Below are 18,529 nucleotides of genomic sequence, written 5' to 3' on the forward strand. Positions count from 1 at the left end.
GCAATCAGGCACTCCTTCGGAAAATGTGAGCCTGGCGATTCAATACGGAATATTGAGTCGCTTGAGCCAATGCACCCACCACCAGGCCGGCCCTACCAACAAAAACTGTATATCTTTAAAAAATGAAGGTTTTTTGCCTTCAATATGGTGGCCTACAAATTGTAGGATCCACATCACCACAAACAATCCCAGACAGAACTGCCACACTGAAATCTGTAGATTATGTAAAAGATAAATCAACTGAAAAGAAAACACGGAAAGTAAGGTCATTGCCGCACCAATAGGTCCGGACAAACGGAAATAATAATACAATACCGGCACCATCAGTAAATGCGCCCAGGTAGCACCAAACTGTTCTAACCACTGCGGTACCGGTATCGACCAGATTAAGCCAATGGTGACAAAGTAAATCGCCGGCACGGCAATGCAGTGGATGATCACATTCGTTTTGTTCTGATGACTTTCGCCATATTCATTTAGCAGTCTTTCAATTTGTCTCATGCTTATCCCCTAACGGATGCGCCAGTTCCTGGCATTATCTTGATCCTTTGTTTACTAGAACTCAATGGATATTTCCGCCAGCAAGGTATTGAGTTTGTCAGGATCATTCTCACCTTCAACAAACTGAATCCCATAAAAAGTGCTTACATCATCGCTCTTATTATTCACTACCTTACCTTTGACTGCGTACTCAGTATCATTGTTGCCCGGTATCTTCAGCATGAGTTGCTTGCCCACCAGTTTGAGGTTGCCCAACTGCTCTTTTTTGATGCCAATTCGACACCCTTTTGAGGAGATATCCAGGATCATTGCTTTTAAAAACGGCTTGTCGGTCTCTATGGTGGCTAACTGCACCGGCGTGCGTGTGGAGGTACGCTTTTCCGATCTTAGCCCCTGATTCTGAATGGCAGTAGGAAAGCTCAGAAAAATTAACGGCACAGGACGGGTTGCAACCAGAATGATGTTGCTCTTAAACGCGATCACTTCGCCGGTTTCATCCTCCAGAATAAAGCGAACAATCAGACTATTGTCCGCGTAGATAGCGTCTTTCAGCGAGCCCCATTTAGATTCATCAGGATAGCGAAGAATAATACAGCGGGTGCCGTCCATACCAACAAACTCAGTGCGCACACGCTTGGCAGCGGTGGGCGATTTAACCTGTACATCCAGGGACATGCCTGGTCGCAGTGAGCGTAGCTTACGCAAATCACTGGTAGACAGACCGCTTTTCTCCGAGAGTATTGCCATCTTTATTACTCTGCACACTACATTAAATTATTATCTTGTTATTATTGTGTTTTTTCGGCGGCGATACCAGTAAAGCCGCACCTCAACATGCTAATGCACCCATTTTTTTGAGATTTTGAGAAAAGGTAACCTATGTCCCCTCGCCTCAGCTATCAGCTAAACCTTGAACAAGCAGATCGCCATCTTTTTGAAGTCACCCTGCGCATTCCTGTGCAGCCTCAGGATAGCCTGACCTTAAGCCTGCCTGCGTGGATCCCCGGGTCTTACATGATTCGGGATTTTGCCAAGAACCTTGTCAGTCTTAAAGCCTTTGATGAAAAAGGACAATCCGTCCCCATTACAAAAACAGAGAAACACAGCTGGCATCTCAAGAATACGGGGCAGGCAATACAGGTTGTCTATCAGGTCTACGCGTTCGACACCTCTGTGCGTACCGCTTATCTGGATAATCAAAGGGCCTTTTTTAACGGCACCAGTCTTTTTTTAAAAGTCAGTGGGTTAGAGAACTGTCCTCACCATCTATGTATCCAGGCACCACCGGACAAGCCAGCATGGCGGGTTGCAACTGGCTTAACACGGGCGCAGGAGACAAAAAAGTATGGGTTTGGTGACTACCAGGCAAAAAGCTATGCAGAACTCATAGACTGCCCGGTGGAAATAGGCAGCTTTGATGTGCACGAATTTGATGTTGCCGGTGTGCCTCATCACCTGGTCCTAAGCGGCAAACATTATGCAGACATGCCGAGAATCTGTGCTGATATTGCCGCTATCTGCCACCACCATATCAGACTGTTTGAACCGCAAACCCAAACCCCACCTTTTTCCGAGTACTGGTTTTTAACCAATATTCTGCCTGAAGGTTTCGGTGGATTAGAGCACAGAAACTCAACCGCACTGTTATGTTCCACATTTGATTTTTTGTGCACCAATGATACGAAAAAATCAGACGCCTACATTGGTTTTCTCAGCCTGGTCTCCCATGAGTATTTTCATGCCTGGAATGTCTGTCGTATTAAGCCTGACGTGTTTATTGAGCCCGACCTGAGCAAAGAATGCTATACCCGTCAGCTTTGGGCTTACGAAGGCATCACATCTTATTATGACGACTTTAGCCTGTTCCGGTGCGGCCTTATCGATTTCAGTCAATATCTTACACTGCTGGAAAAGACCATGAGTCGGGTATATCGGGGGCGCGGGCAGATGAAACAATCGGTGTCAGATTCCAGCTTTGATGCCTGGACCCGCTTTTATCAACAAGGCGAAGACGCCATCAATAATATTGTCAGCTATTACACCAAAGGTGCATTGATTGCGTTGTGGCTGGATATTCATATTCGTATGCACTCCGATGGGCAGAAAAGCCTGGACGAGATGATGAGCGCCCTGTGGCAGAACTACGGCAAACAGGACGTTGGCACCAGCGATGAGGATTTTTATACGCTGATCACCAACTTAACGGAACCGTCTCTGGCAAAACGTCTGAAACAGTTGCTGCACGAAGAAGGTGTACTGGACTTATCCTCAGAGCTTAAAACCATGGGTGTTGAGCAATCCGTGCATCCTGTGGCAGTGAAAGACTGCCTGAGCCGGGCAGAAAACAGTACCGAGCTTTACTTAGGGCTGCTGCATAAGCCGCATTTGCAGGGTCTTGAAGTCAGCGCTGTGTTAGAAGACTCACCAGCAGAAGCGGCCGGTATTTACGCAAAAGACATCCTTTTGGCACTGGATCATCTGAAACTGGACAATCAAAGCCTGATATCACTGAATAACGTTTTAGTTCCCGGTAGCGCTTATAGGGTGCATCTTTTTCGCCAAAACCGTTTGATTGAAACGACCATCACGCCGAGTCCATCGCCATCTCTGGCTATCAGGCTCACGGAAAAAGACAACGCCAAATCTCAAATCTGGAAAAAGCTGACGGGTGAAAAGGATAATACCAATGTCTGTTGAAGTGCTGCTCACCTATACCTTTGGCTCAGAACAACAAGCCAACCGCTTTATTAATGTTCTGAAAAACTGGGATGTTAATGACGTAGATGCTCGACTGCACGCTGCCAGTCACAGGGTTCAAGTCCGCTATCAATACTCACAACAGGGCTTTGATTTTACTTGCTCTGCACTTGATGATTTGGCGGGAGAATATGGAGGCAGTGAAGACAAATAATGCCTAAAAGCCTCCTTCAGCAATAAAAAAGCCGGCCCTGGGCCGGCTCTTACTTTATTACTCGCTGCTTACCAGATACGCACTCGTTCTTCCGGTGGCAGATACAGGGCATCACCCGGTTGCACATCAAACGCCTCATACCAGGCGTCATGATTTCGCGGTGCCAAGGCACGATAGCGCCCTGGTGAATGGGTTCCTGCTCTTAACTGATTAAGCATGCTCTGCTCGGTACGTTTCTCTTTCCATACCTGTGCCCATGCAAGGAAGAAGCGCTGATCGCCGGTAAGACCGTCAATTACCGGCGCTTCCTCTCCATTGAGGCTGAGCTGATAAGCATGATAAGCCATAGCGAGCCCGCCAACGTCACCAATGTTTTCACCAAGACTGTTCTCGCCGTTTACAAAATTCCCCTCTATGGGTTCATATTGACTGTATTGTTCGGCCAGCTTTTCGGTTTTCGCTTCAAAGGCAGCGCGGTCAGCATCGGTCCACCAGTTGCTTTGTATGCCTTTGGCATCGGATTTTGAGCCCTGGTCATCAAAACCATGTCCCATTTCATGACCGATAACGGCACCAATAGCACCGTAGTTTACCGCCGGATCCGCATTAGGATCGAAAAACGGAGCCTGCAGAATGGCTGCAGGGAACACGATTTCATTAAAAGAACTGTTGTAATAGGCATTGACCTGTTGAGGAGGCATACCCCAGCGCTCGCGATCCGTTGGCAGCAATTCACGTTCTACGTCCTGGGCCTGGAAGAACTTGCGTAAATTACGCACATTGGTCATCAGATCCTCATCACTGATTTGCAAGCCCTCGAAGGACTGCCACTCATCGGGATAACCGATCTTCGGTCTGAATGCCTGTAACTTAGCCAACGCATTCTCTTTGGTTTCCTCGCCCATCCAGTCAAGATTACGAATACGCTCTCCTAACGCAGTGCGCAGGTTCTCGACTAACTCAGCCATTTGCTCTTTCGAGCTTTGCGGGAAATAGCGATCCACATACACTTTGCCTATGGCGAAGCCCAGAGACTCCACACCAGACATTTGACTAATGGCCCGTTTCCAGCGCGCACGAGGCTCTTGCTGTCCACTGAGGGTCTTACCATAGAAATCAAAATTAGCCAGATAGATATCATCTGACAACAACGACGCATTGCCACTGATACTGTGATAAGTCAGATAGTCTTTCCAGACGTCAATAGGAGTGCTGTTTACAATCTCGATTACCGCTCTGATGGGTTCGGGTTGTGTCACGTTAAGCTGGGGCACTTTTAACCCTGAAGGCGCAAAGTACGCATCCCAGTTAAAGCCTGGGTAAGCCTCACTGAGATCGGCACGCGCTATCTGATTCAGCGTCAGATCCCGGTCTCGGCGCTTTTCTCTTGGCCATTGAGCCTGAGCGATTCGCGTTTCAAGCTCCAGAATACCCTGGGCCTTTTGTTCAGCATTTTCGGCACCGGCAAACTGCAACATCTGCGCGATATGAGCCACATACTGCTTACGTATGGTGTCAAAGCGTTCTGTTTCCTCGAGATAGTAGTCTCTGTCTGGCAGGCCCAATCCGCCTACGCCCATGCTGACTTCGTACTCATTGGGGTCGAGTCTGTTATACCACATGCCACTCCATATTGGCGTGCTGGTGCCTGTCAGCCATGCATTGCCAAATACAGCAGGCAATTCCTCAGTGGATTTCAGCGCTTCAATGTCATCAAGAAGGGGCTCAATAGGGCTGATGCCTTTTTGATTGACGGCCTCCACATTCATGTACGCATTATAAAAATCGGCGATGAGCTTCTCTTCACCGGACAGGTCAGAGGCCGCAGCCAACTCTTCTACAATTGACTTAACCTGTTCCTCGCTGCGATCTGCCAGCGCAGTAAAGGCACCATAACGGGTCTTGTCTGCAGGCATTTCAAAGTTTTCATACCAGTTACCACTGGCATACATGAAAAAGTCATCACCAGGTTTGACGGATTCGTCACGGGCGCTCAAATCTACGCCAAATGAACCCATTTCTGGCGCAGCACTTTTCGGCGCGACCTGGGCGGTGGTATCGGGCTGATTAGCCTGTTGTTCAGCGCTATTGTCTTTACAGGCCCCCAGCATCACTGCTGACGCCACCATGGTGGCTACTAGGGTTTTTTGCATCGTTATCCTCACACTGTTGTTTTGTATTAATCCGCAGCTAAACAGACCAAGCCGAAGTGACAAAGCAGCGCTTTGGCAAACTGGTTCCGCAAGGGATTGAAGGGATTAACTCAAAGGGTGATAAACACAGGCTTGCCGACTTTTTCACCATGGGCATCAGGGAGAGTTCAAGCGTCCTACCCACTACCGCTATATTGGGGGCCAAGCCACAGAGCCTGCTAATGACCGCTTTTACATCAAGCTCTTCTGACCCACTTGGGGTAGGCTGTTATCTGTGCGGATTAACATTCTGGTTATAAGCCATACAGTTATATCAGATTTGTCACGCTGAGTGTGCGCTTTGTGACTGGAACGGTCGCTTTATGACTATGCTTCAGCGGATTTTTTGTAAAAAGATATTGCCAGATTAACGAGGCGGGACCAAAAGTTGCGGATCTAATCGCTGTGACAACCAGTTGATGCGCCAGTCCAGATGTGGACCAGTGGTGCGCCCCGTGGCGCCCATTTCAGCGATTTTATCGCCTTGTCTGACTTCATCCCCCTCCGTCACAAGACTCTTGGAGAGGTGTATAAACGTAGAAGTCACGCCAAAACCATGATCCAGAATGAGCGTGCCGCCAGAGTAGTACATATCAGCAACCCACAGCACTACCACACCGTCAGCCGGAGCAACCACGGTGGTGCCAACGGGACCGGCCACATCCAGGCCATAATGAGGGCGCTTAGGAACACCGTTAAACACACGCTGACTGCCATACACGCCGGAAACCGGCCCCTGTGCGGGCCAAATAAAAGGTTGCAAGAAATGCAGGTGCTCTGACAGCGTATTACGTGCACGATAAATTTTACGATTATCCTCGGCGATGCGCTGCAACACACTATCCGCTGGCGTCACATACTTTTGTGCAACCCCTTCGATACGTTGTACAGGGTAGTCTCTTTTTTCAATCTCCAGATTCAGGGTGCGGCGGTCCTGACCATTGATAACCGTCAATGTTTGTGAAGCACTGGCATCACGGCCAAACCCCACTACAAAATGCCCCTTCTCGCCCACTTTTACGTCTTCTGAATTGAGCATCAACCGACTGCCCGGGGTAACCTCACCTGTGATCCATCCGCCCTGAATAAGATTCCCCTGATAGCGAATTTCAGGTGTTGCCGTCACTGCCACAGAACACGACAGCATCAGCATAAACAGCGCGACATTCACCTGGCATTTAATTGCTGGCAATGGCACCTTTGCCCACTCCTTCATATGCCTGTACGGTGAAGTGCTTTTCTGGTTGTACACCTTTGAGTTCATCAGCCATAAACTGAGCCAGACACTCTACCGTTGAATCGGTGTCGATGAGGTCACATTCCGCTTCCGCGATAGCCAGCTCGAAAAGGCCCTGAGAGGATTCATAGCTGAACAAACAATGACCACTAAGATCCACCTCGCGGGCTTCCTTCGACAGATTCAAAACCTCAGCATCCACCAGATCTTCTCGCGTTCCGATATAGATATCGCGCCATCTTCTCGCCCAGTATTGCTGCGCGTCAACATCCGGTTCATTATTCACATACACCTTAATGCGTGAACGGTGACCATGAGCGATACGCTGGCAATTACCCTCATGCTTCTTCAGTCCATGAGTATAGTGATAGTAAGGCTCATTAATTTCTTCACAACGCAGGTTCAGGGTTAATCCCTGAACATTCTGTGGTAAATGGGTTGCGATAATGTCCTTGAGATACTGGCTAACCGATTGCATACAAATACGCTCAGCATAAATGAAGGCATACGCCTCGGCAGGGCAATACAAGTGGATTGAGCGTCCGTGGGTACGCATAAAATCCACCCAGACCTGGTCCGTACTGGCTTCGTGGGTAATCTGGCTGCAATGGTGTTCAGCGGGAACCAATAGCTTGTGATCAACATGTTCATCAATAAGCCGTTTCAATTGCTTTTTCACCAGTGAAAAGTCCAGAACCATGCTCTGGTCATCCAGTCCACCATCGAGGATCACATCCACAATCCAACTCTCACCGACCATGCCCCTCTCAGGGCACAGGTAAGAAAAATCCATTACGGTTAAATCATTTACAAATAATTGCATGGTCAGAGTAGTCAAAAAATACAGCGTTTATTATAACCTGAAGTGCAGCCAAAGTGTCAGCTTCAGCGTGGCTTCGCGTAAACCTATGATTGTGATTTAAGCAGCTGGTCTTTCAGATTAGGTGGCACCCCATTTATGATAAGGGTATCACTGGCGGCATCGTATTGAACCCGCTCGCCCAATAACGTGCGGTCAAAGTTAATACTGAGTCCGCCCCCCTGACCTGAAAACTTACTCAGCCCTTTTAAAACAGCGCGATCAGCGGGAAAATCTTCCTCTATGGCGGTCTCCTGCTGGTGCTGGCGAACAAAACTGTAGAAATCCTGACCAGGTTCTGACGAGGGTATCCGTTCAGACAATTCCGGTAGACTAATATGCTCACCCTGCTCCAGCTTTTCCTTGTAGTAGTCCGATACGGCCTTTCGGCTCTGCTGTTTTTCCTGTGCATCAAGTTGCTCACTGGCCAGGAATTCATCTACCTGAGACACCAGTTGTTTGTTTTGCTCTTTGGTATCAACCTTTTCTTCACAGGCTAAAAAACTAAGGAAAAAATCCGATACTTTGCGTCCGGCCCTGCCTTTGATAAAACTCACATAACGCTGCTTATCACGATTAACCTGCATCTCGGTAATATCGATCCTGGCCGCCAGTTGCATTTTCGCCAGGTCCAGGTGATCACTGTAATTTAATTCCAGATCCTGATTGATCTCGACATGCTCACGGGTATTGATCACCGCAACCAATAAGTAATCTGTGGCCAAAAACTGATAACGGCAAAATACCACAAAGCCCGTTTCCAACGTGGCAAAATCCATCAGTTTCTGGCGCAGTAAATCTGCCGTTTTAACACTGAATTGGTGAAATGACAGTTCGTCGGCAAACAGCCCGGTCAACAAGCCGGGAAAGGCCCCGTCAGGCTCATCACTCAGTCCCCCAACTCCCTTACCCGGCTTAGTGTTGTAGGTATGATGTAGCTGTTGGGCCAACCCTTCGATGGCGGCACTGATTTCAAAACACGCGGTCCTTGGTACCAGTACCAATTCCTGATCAGCGTTAAGCCTGAGTTGATGTACAACAAAATCTTGAATAACGGCACTCATGTATGCGCACTCTTTGGTTTAATGACAGGAATCAAGCGGGTGAACGATGGTGATGCAGCATCAACCATTAAAAAAGTACCTCACACGCTTGCACACAGGGCCGACAAGGATATGATATCAAAAGGAATAATCAACCACCCAAGGTAATTTCCTTATGTTACACTCTAGCCGATTGACCATTATGTTGGGCTTTCATGCCGAATAACAACATAACGGGACAATTTTCCGACGAAAACAGTTAATCATCCACGGCCACCGACGGGTTGGGTAAAGGTTAGAACATGCCGCAAAAATCAAAATATTCAGATAGCCAATTCGATCATCTCACCCAGGACCTCATCACCGTCTTAGAAAAGCACCAGGCAGACAGAGAATTATCTTTGATGGCGCTGGGTAATCTGATTACCGGCATATTCAATCATCAGGTAGACGCACAGCGACGGGCATCGCTGGCAAATGACTTCACCCGCATTCTGCTAAAAAGCATCGACCTGCCCGCCAACAGTAAACAGAATAACAGCCAATGATTTTAGGTGATACGCCAAGACGCCAACGCGTCTCAAAATTGGTTGCCTGGGGCCATTGGTTTGCCCTGAGCAATATCATTATTGCCATCTGTATTGCATCGATTTACGTGTTTAATTCCGGCATGCCGGATACCGCCATCGGCATGCTTTACCTGTTCAGCAACTGGTTTAGTCACATTGCCTTTCTGACCTTTATTGGTTTTATCCTTTTAGTGTTGCCGCAGTGCTACCTGGTCCCCAATGTTAAAGTGGTTAAGGTTGTCAGTTCCGTGTTTGCGGCCATTGGCCTCGCCTTACTGGCATTTGATGCATTGTTGTATACCAAACATGGCTTGCATCTGAGTCTGAGTTCGGTGGAAGTGATTCGCAGCGAAACCCGCAGCGCCATGGCCAGCTTTACCTGGCAACAGTGGAGCTACCTGAGTCTGTTGTTTATGGTGTGGCTGTCACTGCAGCTGATTATTGCCAATGCGCTGTGGCAGCGCGTAGAGCGATTACAAAAGCAACGGGTAGGACTGCCGATCCTGACCTTCTTCGTGATTTGTTTTGTCAGTAGTCACGGGGCACATATATGGGCCGATGCCAAGTTATATCAGCCCATTGTCAAACAGGATGATATGTTTCCCCTATCCTATCCGGCAACGGCAAAAACCTTAATGTCTAAATACGATTTGCTCGATCTGCAAAATTACCAGCGACGCAAAGAACTGCAACTCAGCAGCCCTTTCCAATCCGCCACCTATCCTCTGGAGCCTGTGTATTGCGGGATTAATGAGGCCTCCAGTGTAGTGGTTCTGCTGAGTAACGAGCCGGGCGAACTGGGGCACTTTGGCTCGGCGTTATTGTTACGTCAATATCCACAGCATTATGATATTTCAGCCGATCAGGCCTCTGCCCGCTTTTCTGTGCTCTACGGGCTGCCCGCACTGTATCGGACCGCATTGGAGTCTCGTGTCCCGGTGCCACTGGATTTGACTCATGAATTAGGTCTGGATACCTTCATTTACGCCTCAGCATCCCTGCCTGCTGGCGTAACCAGCCTGCAGGTGGACTGGGCCGAATTTCTCACACGGGTCACCGCAGACAAGCCTAAACTGGCCATTGGCTTTGTCGACGAGCAGGAGTTAAACATCTTGCTTGCCGGCAAACTGCATCAACGCAACAAACTCGTGCTGACACAGATGAGACCGAATCAGGAAGTGAATTTGTTGACCAATTTCCCGTTGCCCGACTCTCGTCCTCCATCGAGCCACGAAGACCTGTTGCCTACCGTAATGGACCTTGTACAGTGCAGTGCACCCGTCAGCCACTACAGTACCGGTCAGTCACTGCTCAGCCCTCAGCGAAACTGGCTGGTTAGCAACAGCAACAGTAAGCTGGTGTTATTAGAAGGTGATCAACGCATCGAGGTGGACGGTCAGGGAAATTACAGAATATCCGATCTGGTTTCAGGTGAACGTAGCCCCGACAAACTGAACATGAGCCGCTTGAGCCAGGGGGTAAAACATCTCAGTCGCTTCAGTGCACAGCGATAAATCCAGGGCTAAGATGGTCTTTGATGGAATGTAATAAATAAAAAAGCGTGGTGAAACCACGCTTTTTTTAAGATTCGGTCACAACAGAGAAGGTAATCTCTTCTGGTTAAACCCGCGTACCGCCATCAAGTTCCAATACACGCCCGGTAAAGTACTCGTTTTCAAATATAAACCGAGCGGCATCGGCCACTTCTGATGGCTCTGCTAGGCGCCGCAGTGGCACAGCACTGAGAAAACGCTCACGCATGTCCGGACGCATTTGCGCTGCCATCGCCGTTTCTACCAGTCCCGGAGCGATGCAACCTGTGCGAATCCCAAAGCGCGCCAGCTCTTTCGCCCAGGTCACCGTCATTGCGGCGACGGCAGCCTTAGACGCCGAGTAGTTACTTTGTCCTGCATTACCAGCCCGTGACACCGATGAAATATTAATAATCACGCCCTTACTCTGGCTTTCCACCATAACCGCTGCGGCTTCTCTTGCACACAAAAACGTGCCGGTCACATTCACATCGAGTACAGATTGAAATTGCTGTTGCGACATTCTGTCTACAACCTGACCTTCTTTGACTTTCAGCAACATGCCATCTCGCATGATACCCGCACTGTTTACCAGACCGTTCAGGGCACCAAAATGCTTGCGAACCTGAGTAAACGTATTAGCGACATCTTGTTCATTGGAAACATCCAGTACAAACCCTTTTGCCACGCCACCTTTTTTTTCCAATTGTGCGACTGCGTTCTCGAGGGATTCCTGCTGTCTGTCTAATAACGCCACTTTGGCACCGCGTTCACAAAAATGCTCTGCCATAGCGAATCCCAGACCCTGTGCAGCCCCGGTAATGGCAATGACTTTATCGGTTATTTGCATTTACTTATCCTTATCATTCTGTTCAAAAAGGGTAAAAATACTGGAGAAATCTTTGCCACCATTACCCTTAAGGCTGTGCAATCCATAAAGGCTCTGGGCCAATGCGCCCATGGGTGTGGGTGAATTACTCTGTACGGCGGTATCCATCGCCAGACCTAAGTCCTTTTTCATCAGATCTACCAGAAAGCCGCCCTGATATCCGTTACTCGATGGCACATTCTCCATCACTCCGGGGCACGGATTGTATTTATCCAGCGTCCAGTTAGCGCCTGAGCTTTGCTGCATGATTTTTGAAAGTACATTAGGATCCAGACCATTATTCATACCTAAGCGCAGTGCTTCGCTGGTTCCTGCCATGAGTACCGCTAACAACATGTTGTTACAGATTTTAGCAACCTGACCGGCCCCATGGTCTCCGGCATGAAAGATATTCTTACCCATGGCTTCAAGCACAGGCTGAGCCTGTTTAAACTGCATTTGTGTGCCACCTACGATAAAGGTCAGGGTCCCCGCTGTGGCACCGGCCACCCCGCCTGAAACCGGGGCATCGATAAAGTTAATATCTTTGTTACTGAGCTCCCGGGCCAATGTTATTGCCGACTCGGCATCAATAGTACTGGAATCGATCACCAACGTGCCGGGCTTAAGGGCTCTGACCACCTCTTCATTTTCAAGATATAGCGCTTTAACATGGCGCCCCGCGGGTAACATGGATATGACAACGGTTGACTCGGCGACAGCTTCAGCGGCTGTCCCTGCTAATTTGGCCCCCTGTGCAACCAGTGGCGCTGCACTTTCAGGTTGCAGATCAAAAACAGTGAGATCAAATCCGGCTTTGAGTAAATTGGCCGCCATTGGCCCACCCATGTTGCCTAATCCAATAAACGCAATTTTCATTGTCGATCCTTATTCTTGTAAATCATTGAGCGGATGATCTTGTGCCGCCCATGGGGACGTAAAAAAGTGCTCTATCAGCGAATCCGGCACCCCTTCCACGTCGGCGTACTTCCACTTTGGCTGATTGTCTTTATCTATCAACAGTGCCCTGACACCCTCGGCAAACTCACCCACTTCTGCGCAGCGGCAGGACAAGCCCAGCTCCATACGAAAGCATTCTTCGAGACTTTTACCCTGCCCTTGCTTGAGTTGTTCGAACAGAATTCTCGCCGTGATGGGCGAGCCGGCTTTTAGGGTGGCAATCGCTTTATTCAGCCATTTATCGTCACCCTTATCCGCAGCAATCAACTTGGCAATGACATCTGCCAACTGCGCTTCTTTGCTGATCTGCTCAATGAGTGAGGTATGGGGCTGTAGATTGGACGCAGGCATCAGTTGATGGCTCTCTTCTGAGAATTGCATGCAGATTTCACTGAGCTTCTCATGATTTAAGGTTGGCGCATCGGTCCACTGGCATTGTTGCAGTTGTTCAATAAAATCGTCATATCGTTGCTCATCAATAAGATGATCAGCAAGTCCGACAAAACAGGCGTCATTGGCATTAATGCTGGCACCGGTGAGCCCCAGAAACAGACCGCAACCACTGGGCATGCGATTAAGAAACCAACTGCCTCCCACATCAGGATACAGACCGATTGAGATCTCCGGCATGGCGATACGGGCTTTTTCTGTCACGATACGATGACTGGCCCCTGCCATTAAACCCAGACCTCCGCCCATGGTAATGCCATGTCCCCAGACCACCAGTGGCTTGTCATAACGATGAATCAGGTGATCAAGACGGTACTCTCGGGTAAAAAACTCTTCCACCAGGGCGGGGGTTTCACCCGGCTCTGATTGCATGGCCTTGTACATGGCAACCACATCGCCGCCTGCACAAAAGGCTTTCTGCCCCGCTCCATCGAGCACCACCAGAGCCACATCATCATCTTCTCGCCAGGCTAACAGAGTTGGCAGCAGAGCCTCGATCATAGGCAGACTCAACGCATTTAATGCCTTGGGGTTGTTCAGCCTCGCATGGCCTATGACTTTACCGCTTTGGGTTTTTATCTTGTTAAAGATAACCCAATCCTGTGTTGTATCTTGTTCTGACATCTTTTCTCCTTAAGCAGTGCACCAACGACCACTGATGTTGCCGTATCGTTGGACGATTCACTTATGCGCTGTCGGTGTTGGCCACCCTCTACCTAGCGTATTTCTCCGGCACCCTCTGCCAAAACCCTGCGGGCGATGATCAGTCGCATAATCTCGTTGGTGCCTTCAAGAATCTGGTGCACCCTGACATCCCTGACATGACGCTCCAGGGGATACTCGCGGATGTATCCATAGCCACCGTGAATTTGCAGAGCCTGGTCACACACCTGAAAACCAACGTCGGTGGCAAAGCGTTTTGCCATGGCACAATAAGCTGTCTTTTCCGGATCCTGCTGATCCAATTTAAACGCGGCGAGTCTGACCATTTGTCTGGCCGCCACCAGGTCAGTATTCATATCGGCCAGTTTAAATTGCAGTGCCTGAAAAGCAGCAAGGGGTTTTCCGAACTGTTGACGTTCATGCATGTAATCACGGGCCGTATTCAGGGCCTGTTGTGCGGTGCCGATTGAGCAAGTGGCGATATTGACCCGACCGCCATCCAGGCCCTGCATCGCAAACTTAAAGCCCTCACCTTCCTTGCCCAGCAATGCATTCAGCGGAACCTTTACATCCTCAAAACTGACCAGTCTTGTAGGCTGCGCGTTCCACCCCATTTTTTCTTCGGCTTTACCGTACACAATGCCCTCTGCATCTGCCGGAATGACCAGTGCCGAGATGCCCTTTGGCCCGGCTTCGCCAGTGCGAACCATGACCACCATGACATCGGTTTCGCCAGCACCGGAGATAAACATTTTTGAACCGTTGACCACATAATGATCACCCTCTTTTTTAGCGCTGGTACGCAGGGCTGCGGCATCAGAGCCTGAACCGGGTTCTGTGAGGCAGTATGAGGCGAGTTTTTCACCACTGACTAAATCGTCACACCACTGTTTTTTTAGCGCTTCTGTTCCCCAGGTAGCGATCATCCAGGTGGCCATATTGTGTATGGTCATCATGGCGGTAGTGGCCGTACAGCCCATGGATAACTCTTCAAAGATGATGGACGAATCCAGTCTGGACAGTCCAAGCCCACCGGCTTCTTCTGGCGTGTAAAGACCACAGAATCCGAGCTCACCAGCGCGCTGTATCACATCTTTAGGAAAATGATGCTGCTTGTCCCACTCTGCGGCATGGGGTGCCAATTCCTGTTGCGCGAATTGTCTGGCTGTTTCGGCAAATGCCTGCTGGTCATCAGTAAGGTTAAAGTTCACGTGCTATCACCTTCTTATCGTATTTTTAACGGTCGCCCCGAGGCGACCTGACTTTCTCACTCGCATCCTCTGGCCCATTGCTTCTGCGAGGATCCTTTTTTTTCAATGACTACCCGATCAACGCAGGCTAATGGTCATGTTGGGACCATGGGAAATATCGTCTTCGAACCAGCGACTGGTAATGGTTTTGGTTTCCGTATAGAAACGAACCGCCTGCTTACCGTATGCATGCAAATCACCGTAGAAGGAATTCTTCCAACCGGTAAACGAGAAGAACGGCAGTGGCACCGGAATCGGAACATTGATACCCACCTGACCCACTTCAATTTCATGCTGATACTTACGTGCTGCGGCGCCATTGGCTGTAAAAATGCTGGTGCCGTTACCATACGGATTGCGATTGACCAGTTCGATAGCCTCCTCCAGAGTATCCACTGTCACACAGCAGAGCACCGGACCAAAGATTTCCTCTTTGTAGATGCTCATTTGCTCTGTCACATCACTAAATACCGTGGGGCCAACCCAGTTACCCTGTTCGTATCCGGGCAAGTTAAACTCAGAGCCATCTACCAGGCAGGTGGCGCCTTCCTGCTTACCTTGCTCTATCAGGGATAGCACACGCTGCTTTGCTTTATCACTGATCAGTGGACCAAATCCGGCTTCTTTGTCATTCCACAGACCCGGTTTAACCTGGGCTATCTTCTCTGACAGTTCCTCAATCCAATCCTTAGATTCACCGACAAAGACCGCCACGGATATCGCCATACAGCGCTGACCTGCAGCCCCCACCGAGGCCCCTACAAGATTATTCAGTACCTGCGCTTTATTGGCATCGGGCATGATCACGGAGTGGTTCTTGGCACCAGCAAAGCACTGGGCTCGTTTCATGTTATCGGTAGCAGTTTTATAAATGTGTTGTCCCACCGGTACCGAACCGACAAATGACACTGCCTTAATGTCTTCATGATGGAGCAAGTGGTCCACTTGCTCTGCGCCACCATGTACAATGTTTAACAGACCTTTAGGTGCCCCTGCTTCTAAGAAGAGTTCGGCCAGACGTGTTGGTGTCATCGGATCCTGCTCTGAGGGTTTCAGCACAAAGGTGTTGCCGGCCGCTATGGCTAAGGGGAACATCCACAGCGGAATCATGGCCGGAAAGTTGAAGGGCGTGATCCCCGCGCAAACGCCTAAGGGTTGCGTGTAACTGTAGGTATCGATTCCTCTTGCAACATTTTCAACTGTCTCCCCCATCATCAGTGACGGAATGTTCATCGCTTGCTCCACGACTTCTATGCCACGCCAGACATCGCCTTTCGCATCATCAAATGTTTTACCGGTTTCCTGACTGAGAATTTCTGCGATTTCATCATGATGGGCTTTGAGTAGTGCCTGATAACGCATCATTAACCGTGCCCGCTCGGGAACCGCCACATTGCGCCAGGTTTTAAAGGCTTCTTTGGCACTGGCAACGGCCCGTTCCATCTCGTCATGGGTGGCACAGGGTGCCTGGGCAATAACCTGATTATCTGCCGGGTTCGTCACATCGAGGTATTGGGTTGAATCGGAAGCAATAAACTCTCCGTTTATCAATAAAGGAATCTTCTTCATGGGCCACCTGTCATGTCTTACGCTGCGCCGAATGCAGTCTGTTAATAAAGTGTGAGGTACATTAGCAGAATTTTTACCTTAACGTTAACGTCAACAAAGTAAAAACGATGAACTAGTTAAATTTCTCTGTAAACTAGCTTAGACAGCTTGCAGGCAACTGTCATACTGTGTGCATCCGGCGTACAGCTTGCTATGCTAAACCCTGTCTGGCCCATACTTGTTCGCGGTAGAGAGGAATATTTGGATACCAACAAAATCAACATTGCCGTTGTAGAAGACAATGGTGTTGCCCGCATCAACCTGCGAAATCACCTGCTGGAAATGGGCTTTTCTGATATCGGTTGTTACAGCCACGGCAGAGAACTCAAGCCTGCACTCAAACAACGCCACTTCCATTTGCTACTGATGGATTTTCATCTGGGCCTTTACAAAAATGGCGTTGAAGTCATCAACGAGTTACAAAAAGAGGGCCTGCTTAAGCCCTCAACCTGTATTGTCTTTGTCACCTCGGACCGGGTACCCATGATTGTAGGCCAAATCATGGACGTGCATCCCGATGCCCTGGTTTTAAAGCCATATACCATTCGTAACCTGGAAAAAACCTTACTCTCCTGCATGCGTTTTCATCATGTGATGAAACCCGTTTTAGATTGCATGGATAAAGGCGATTACGAGAATTCCCTTGCCAGGTTAGAGGAGTTGATGGCGCACAACAAAGAGCCCAAATATCGCACCAATATGATCAAGCTCAAGGCGAGGATTTTGCTCAAGCTCCAGCGCTATAAAGAAAGTGCTGCAATCTATGAGGAGGTATTAAAAACCTCTGACAAAATTATCTGGGCCAAATGGGGCCTGATCCAAAGTACCCATTTGATGGGGGAAACGCAAAGAAGTGAAAAAATGCTGGAGGCCATGCTCGATACTCACCTTACCAGCGATAAAGCCTGTGAATGGCTGGCACGCATTAACATCGATAAAGAAGATTATGACAACGCTCAGCGTTATCTGGACAGAATCAAAGACGGTGAGTTGTCTCTTTCAGCTGCACGCCTAAAAGCCTACCTATACGAAACCCAGGATCAAATGGACGAAGCCATTCGTCTGCTGGAAAAGAAACGCGAATCGAATCGCAATATCCGTGAGCGCTTCACCGAACTATCACTGGATCTGGCCCGGTGTTATCTCAATAAGGCGCGCGATACACCGATGAACGAGCGTGGCAAGCATCTCCAGGTTGCGCGCTTTCTGATAGGTGGTGCCGGACGAAATATGCAGGGCAATGATATTGAGATAAAACGCAATTACATGACAGCCCTGGCAGCCGTGCTGGAGGACGACAAGGTCAAGGCCCGTGAGTTGCTATCCCAGGAAGGTCTGCAAGATACCAGTTTTATGGATATTCCAACCCTTTCTGATGCGGTCAGCACCTGGCATGACCTCGGTGAAAAAGGCAAAGCCTCTGAGTTATTACATGAGCTTGAAGTTAAACTGACACAGTTACCCGACGAAAATGAACGTACTGTATCCAGTCTGATGATGCGTAAAAACGAACAGGTGATGGGCGACAAGAAGTCGCGGGCACTGGAGTTCAATAAAAAAGGCCTGGAGTATTATGTTAAGGACAACTTTAACGATGCCATCGATCTGTTCTATCAGGCTTATATACTCTTCCCGAGTGAGCCCGCTTTCAGTCTCAACCTGCTTCAGTCCATGGTTGAGGCGAAAAAACTGGTCCACAAAAAAGCCAGTATCGCCAGTGTTAAAGAAGAACTGACCAGTCAATCGCTATCTACTGCCAACGCCAAGCGCTATGCCGGTATCGCGCAAAAGATAGACAAAGATCAACTGGATAAATTAGCCATTGATGAACTTAATAACGCTCAACCCGAGGGTTGAACTTCTCCTTTACCCAACACATCTGACCA

Annotated in this window: 16 protein-coding genes; 5 read left to right on the forward strand and 11 right to left on the reverse strand. The window is 49.0% G+C overall.

Translation table 11 applies throughout. The features are described 5' to 3' along the window. Positions 1 to 39: 39 nt before the first annotated feature. Positions 40 to 501, reverse strand: coding sequence for an Mpo1-like protein (locus tag CCY32_RS01680; RefSeq protein WP_088328719.1), 462 nt, complete (start codon positions 499 to 501; stop codon positions 40 to 42). Positions 502 to 555: 54 nt separating this feature from the next. Beyond that, a complete protein-coding gene (locus CCY32_RS01685; protein WP_088328721.1) occupies positions 556 to 1,248 on the reverse strand; it encodes a flagellar brake protein in 693 nt (230 codons plus the stop codon). A 132-nt stretch (positions 1,249 to 1,380) separates the two neighbouring features. Here CCY32_RS01685 and CCY32_RS01690 point away from each other — a divergent pair, with 132 nt between their 5' ends. Both CCY32_RS01690 and CCY32_RS01695 read left to right on the forward strand, forming a co-directional pair. Then, on the forward strand, positions 1,381 to 3,198 hold the full coding sequence (locus CCY32_RS01690) for a M61 family metallopeptidase (protein WP_088328723.1): 1,818 nt from the start codon (positions 1,381 to 1,383) through the stop codon (positions 3,196 to 3,198). Continuing rightward, positions 3,188 to 3,412, forward strand: coding sequence for a hypothetical protein (locus CCY32_RS01695; RefSeq protein WP_088328725.1), 225 nt, complete (start codon positions 3,188 to 3,190; stop codon positions 3,410 to 3,412). Before CCY32_RS01690 ends, CCY32_RS01695 begins: the two co-directional genes overlap by 11 nt. A 68-nt stretch (positions 3,413 to 3,480) precedes the next feature. Here CCY32_RS01695 and CCY32_RS01700 read toward each other — a convergent pair whose 3' ends face one another. The 4 genes from CCY32_RS01700 to yejK form a co-directional block, all read right to left on the reverse strand. Continuing rightward, positions 3,481 to 5,565: a M13 family metallopeptidase gene (locus CCY32_RS01700; RefSeq protein WP_088328727.1), complete on the reverse strand. Its 2,085-nt coding sequence runs from the start codon at positions 5,563 to 5,565 to the stop codon at positions 3,481 to 3,483. 406 nt (positions 5,566 to 5,971) lie between these two features. Then, the gene (locus CCY32_RS01705; RefSeq protein WP_246840495.1) at positions 5,972 to 6,802 is read right to left on the reverse strand and encodes a M23 family metallopeptidase; all 831 of its coding nucleotides are present in this window, start codon (positions 6,800 to 6,802) and stop codon (positions 5,972 to 5,974) included. Then, positions 6,783 to 7,664, reverse strand: a complete 882-nt coding sequence (locus CCY32_RS01710; protein WP_088328729.1) for a 6-carboxytetrahydropterin synthase — start codon at positions 7,662 to 7,664, stop codon at positions 6,783 to 6,785. The genes CCY32_RS01705 and CCY32_RS01710 overlap by 20 nt, the downstream gene beginning before the upstream one ends. A gap of 83 nt (positions 7,665 to 7,747) precedes the next feature. Continuing rightward, positions 7,748 to 8,764, reverse strand: a complete 1,017-nt coding sequence (yejK, locus tag CCY32_RS01715; RefSeq protein WP_088328731.1) for a nucleoid-associated protein YejK — start codon at positions 8,762 to 8,764, stop codon at positions 7,748 to 7,750. A gap of 281 nt (positions 8,765 to 9,045) precedes the next feature. Between yejK and CCY32_RS01720 the strand changes: the two genes are divergently transcribed. Both CCY32_RS01720 and CCY32_RS01725 read left to right on the forward strand, forming a co-directional pair. After that, positions 9,046 to 9,291, forward strand: coding sequence for a DUF1414 domain-containing protein (locus tag CCY32_RS01720; protein ID WP_088328733.1), 246 nt, complete (start codon positions 9,046 to 9,048; stop codon positions 9,289 to 9,291). Next, positions 9,288 to 10,826 (forward strand): DUF3413 domain-containing protein, encoded by a 1,539-nt coding sequence (locus CCY32_RS01725; RefSeq protein WP_088328735.1) that lies wholly within the window; start codon positions 9,288 to 9,290, stop codon positions 10,824 to 10,826. The genes CCY32_RS01720 and CCY32_RS01725 overlap by 4 nt, the downstream gene beginning before the upstream one ends. Positions 10,827 to 10,932: 106 nt before the next feature. Here CCY32_RS01725 and CCY32_RS01730 read toward each other — a convergent pair whose 3' ends face one another. The 5 genes from CCY32_RS01730 to CCY32_RS01750 all read right to left on the reverse strand — a co-directional run bounded on the left by CCY32_RS01730 (position 10,933) and on the right by CCY32_RS01750 (position 16,604). Next, a complete protein-coding gene (locus CCY32_RS01730; RefSeq protein ID WP_088328737.1) occupies positions 10,933 to 11,694 on the reverse strand; it encodes an SDR family oxidoreductase in 762 nt (253 codons plus the stop codon). After that, on the reverse strand, positions 11,695 to 12,591 hold the full coding sequence (gene mmsB / locus CCY32_RS01735; RefSeq protein WP_088328739.1) for a 3-hydroxyisobutyrate dehydrogenase: 897 nt from the start codon (positions 12,589 to 12,591) through the stop codon (positions 11,695 to 11,697). Positions 12,592 to 12,600: 9 nt separating this feature from the next. After that, entirely contained in the window at positions 12,601 to 13,746 is a 1,146-nt protein-coding gene (locus CCY32_RS01740) for an enoyl-CoA hydratase/isomerase family protein (RefSeq protein WP_088328741.1), read from the reverse strand. Between the two features lie 92 nt (positions 13,747 to 13,838). Beyond that, complete coding sequence (locus CCY32_RS01745) at positions 13,839 to 14,996, reverse strand: acyl-CoA dehydrogenase family protein (RefSeq protein WP_088328743.1); 1,158 nt, start codon at positions 14,994 to 14,996, stop codon at positions 13,839 to 13,841. 117 nt (positions 14,997 to 15,113) lie between these two features. Beyond that, positions 15,114 to 16,604: a CoA-acylating methylmalonate-semialdehyde dehydrogenase gene (locus tag CCY32_RS01750; protein WP_088328745.1), complete on the reverse strand. Its 1,491-nt coding sequence runs from the start codon at positions 16,602 to 16,604 to the stop codon at positions 15,114 to 15,116. 240 nt (positions 16,605 to 16,844) lie between these two features. On the opposite strand from CCY32_RS01750, the gene CCY32_RS01755 reads away from it, so the two are divergent. Beyond that, positions 16,845 to 18,500 (forward strand): response regulator, encoded by a 1,656-nt coding sequence (locus tag CCY32_RS01755; RefSeq protein WP_088328747.1) that lies wholly within the window; start codon positions 16,845 to 16,847, stop codon positions 18,498 to 18,500. Positions 18,501 to 18,529 lie beyond the last annotated feature (29 nt).

This window comes from Lacimicrobium sp. SS2-24, from assembly GCF_002201535.1.
GTDB lineage: Bacteria > Pseudomonadota > Gammaproteobacteria > Enterobacterales > Alteromonadaceae > Lacimicrobium.

Coding starts and splice junctions, on each gene's coding strand:
- CCY32_RS01680 (WP_088328719.1), bottom strand. CDS start 501: ATGAGACAAATTGAAAGACTGCTAAATGAATATGGCGAAAGTCATCAG.
- CCY32_RS01685 (WP_088328721.1), bottom strand. CDS start 1,248: ATGGCAATACTCTCGGAGAAAAGCGGTCTGTCTACCAGTGATTTGCGT.
- CCY32_RS01750 (WP_088328745.1), bottom strand. CDS start 16,604: ATGAAGAAGATTCCTTTATTGATAAACGGAGAGTTTATTGCTTCCGAT.
- CCY32_RS01700 (WP_088328727.1), bottom strand. CDS start 5,565: ATGCAAAAAACCCTAGTAGCCACCATGGTGGCGTCAGCAGTGATGCTG.
- CCY32_RS01740 (WP_088328741.1), bottom strand. CDS start 13,746: ATGTCAGAACAAGATACAACACAGGATTGGGTTATCTTTAACAAGATA.
- yejK (WP_088328731.1), bottom strand. CDS start 8,764: ATGAGTGCCGTTATTCAAGATTTTGTTGTACATCAACTCAGGCTTAAC.
- CCY32_RS01690 (WP_088328723.1), top strand. CDS start 1,381: ATGTCCCCTCGCCTCAGCTATCAGCTAAACCTTGAACAAGCAGATCGC.
- CCY32_RS01720 (WP_088328733.1), top strand. CDS start 9,046: ATGCCGCAAAAATCAAAATATTCAGATAGCCAATTCGATCATCTCACC.
- mmsB (WP_088328739.1), bottom strand. CDS start 12,591: ATGAAAATTGCGTTTATTGGATTAGGCAACATGGGTGGGCCAATGGCG.
- CCY32_RS01695 (WP_088328725.1), top strand. CDS start 3,188: ATGTCTGTTGAAGTGCTGCTCACCTATACCTTTGGCTCAGAACAACAA.
- CCY32_RS01730 (WP_088328737.1), bottom strand. CDS start 11,694: ATGCAAATAACCGATAAAGTCATTGCCATTACCGGGGCTGCACAGGGT.
- CCY32_RS01710 (WP_088328729.1), bottom strand. CDS start 7,664: ATGCAATTATTTGTAAATGATTTAACCGTAATGGATTTTTCTTACCTG.
- CCY32_RS01725 (WP_088328735.1), top strand. CDS start 9,288: ATGATTTTAGGTGATACGCCAAGACGCCAACGCGTCTCAAAATTGGTT.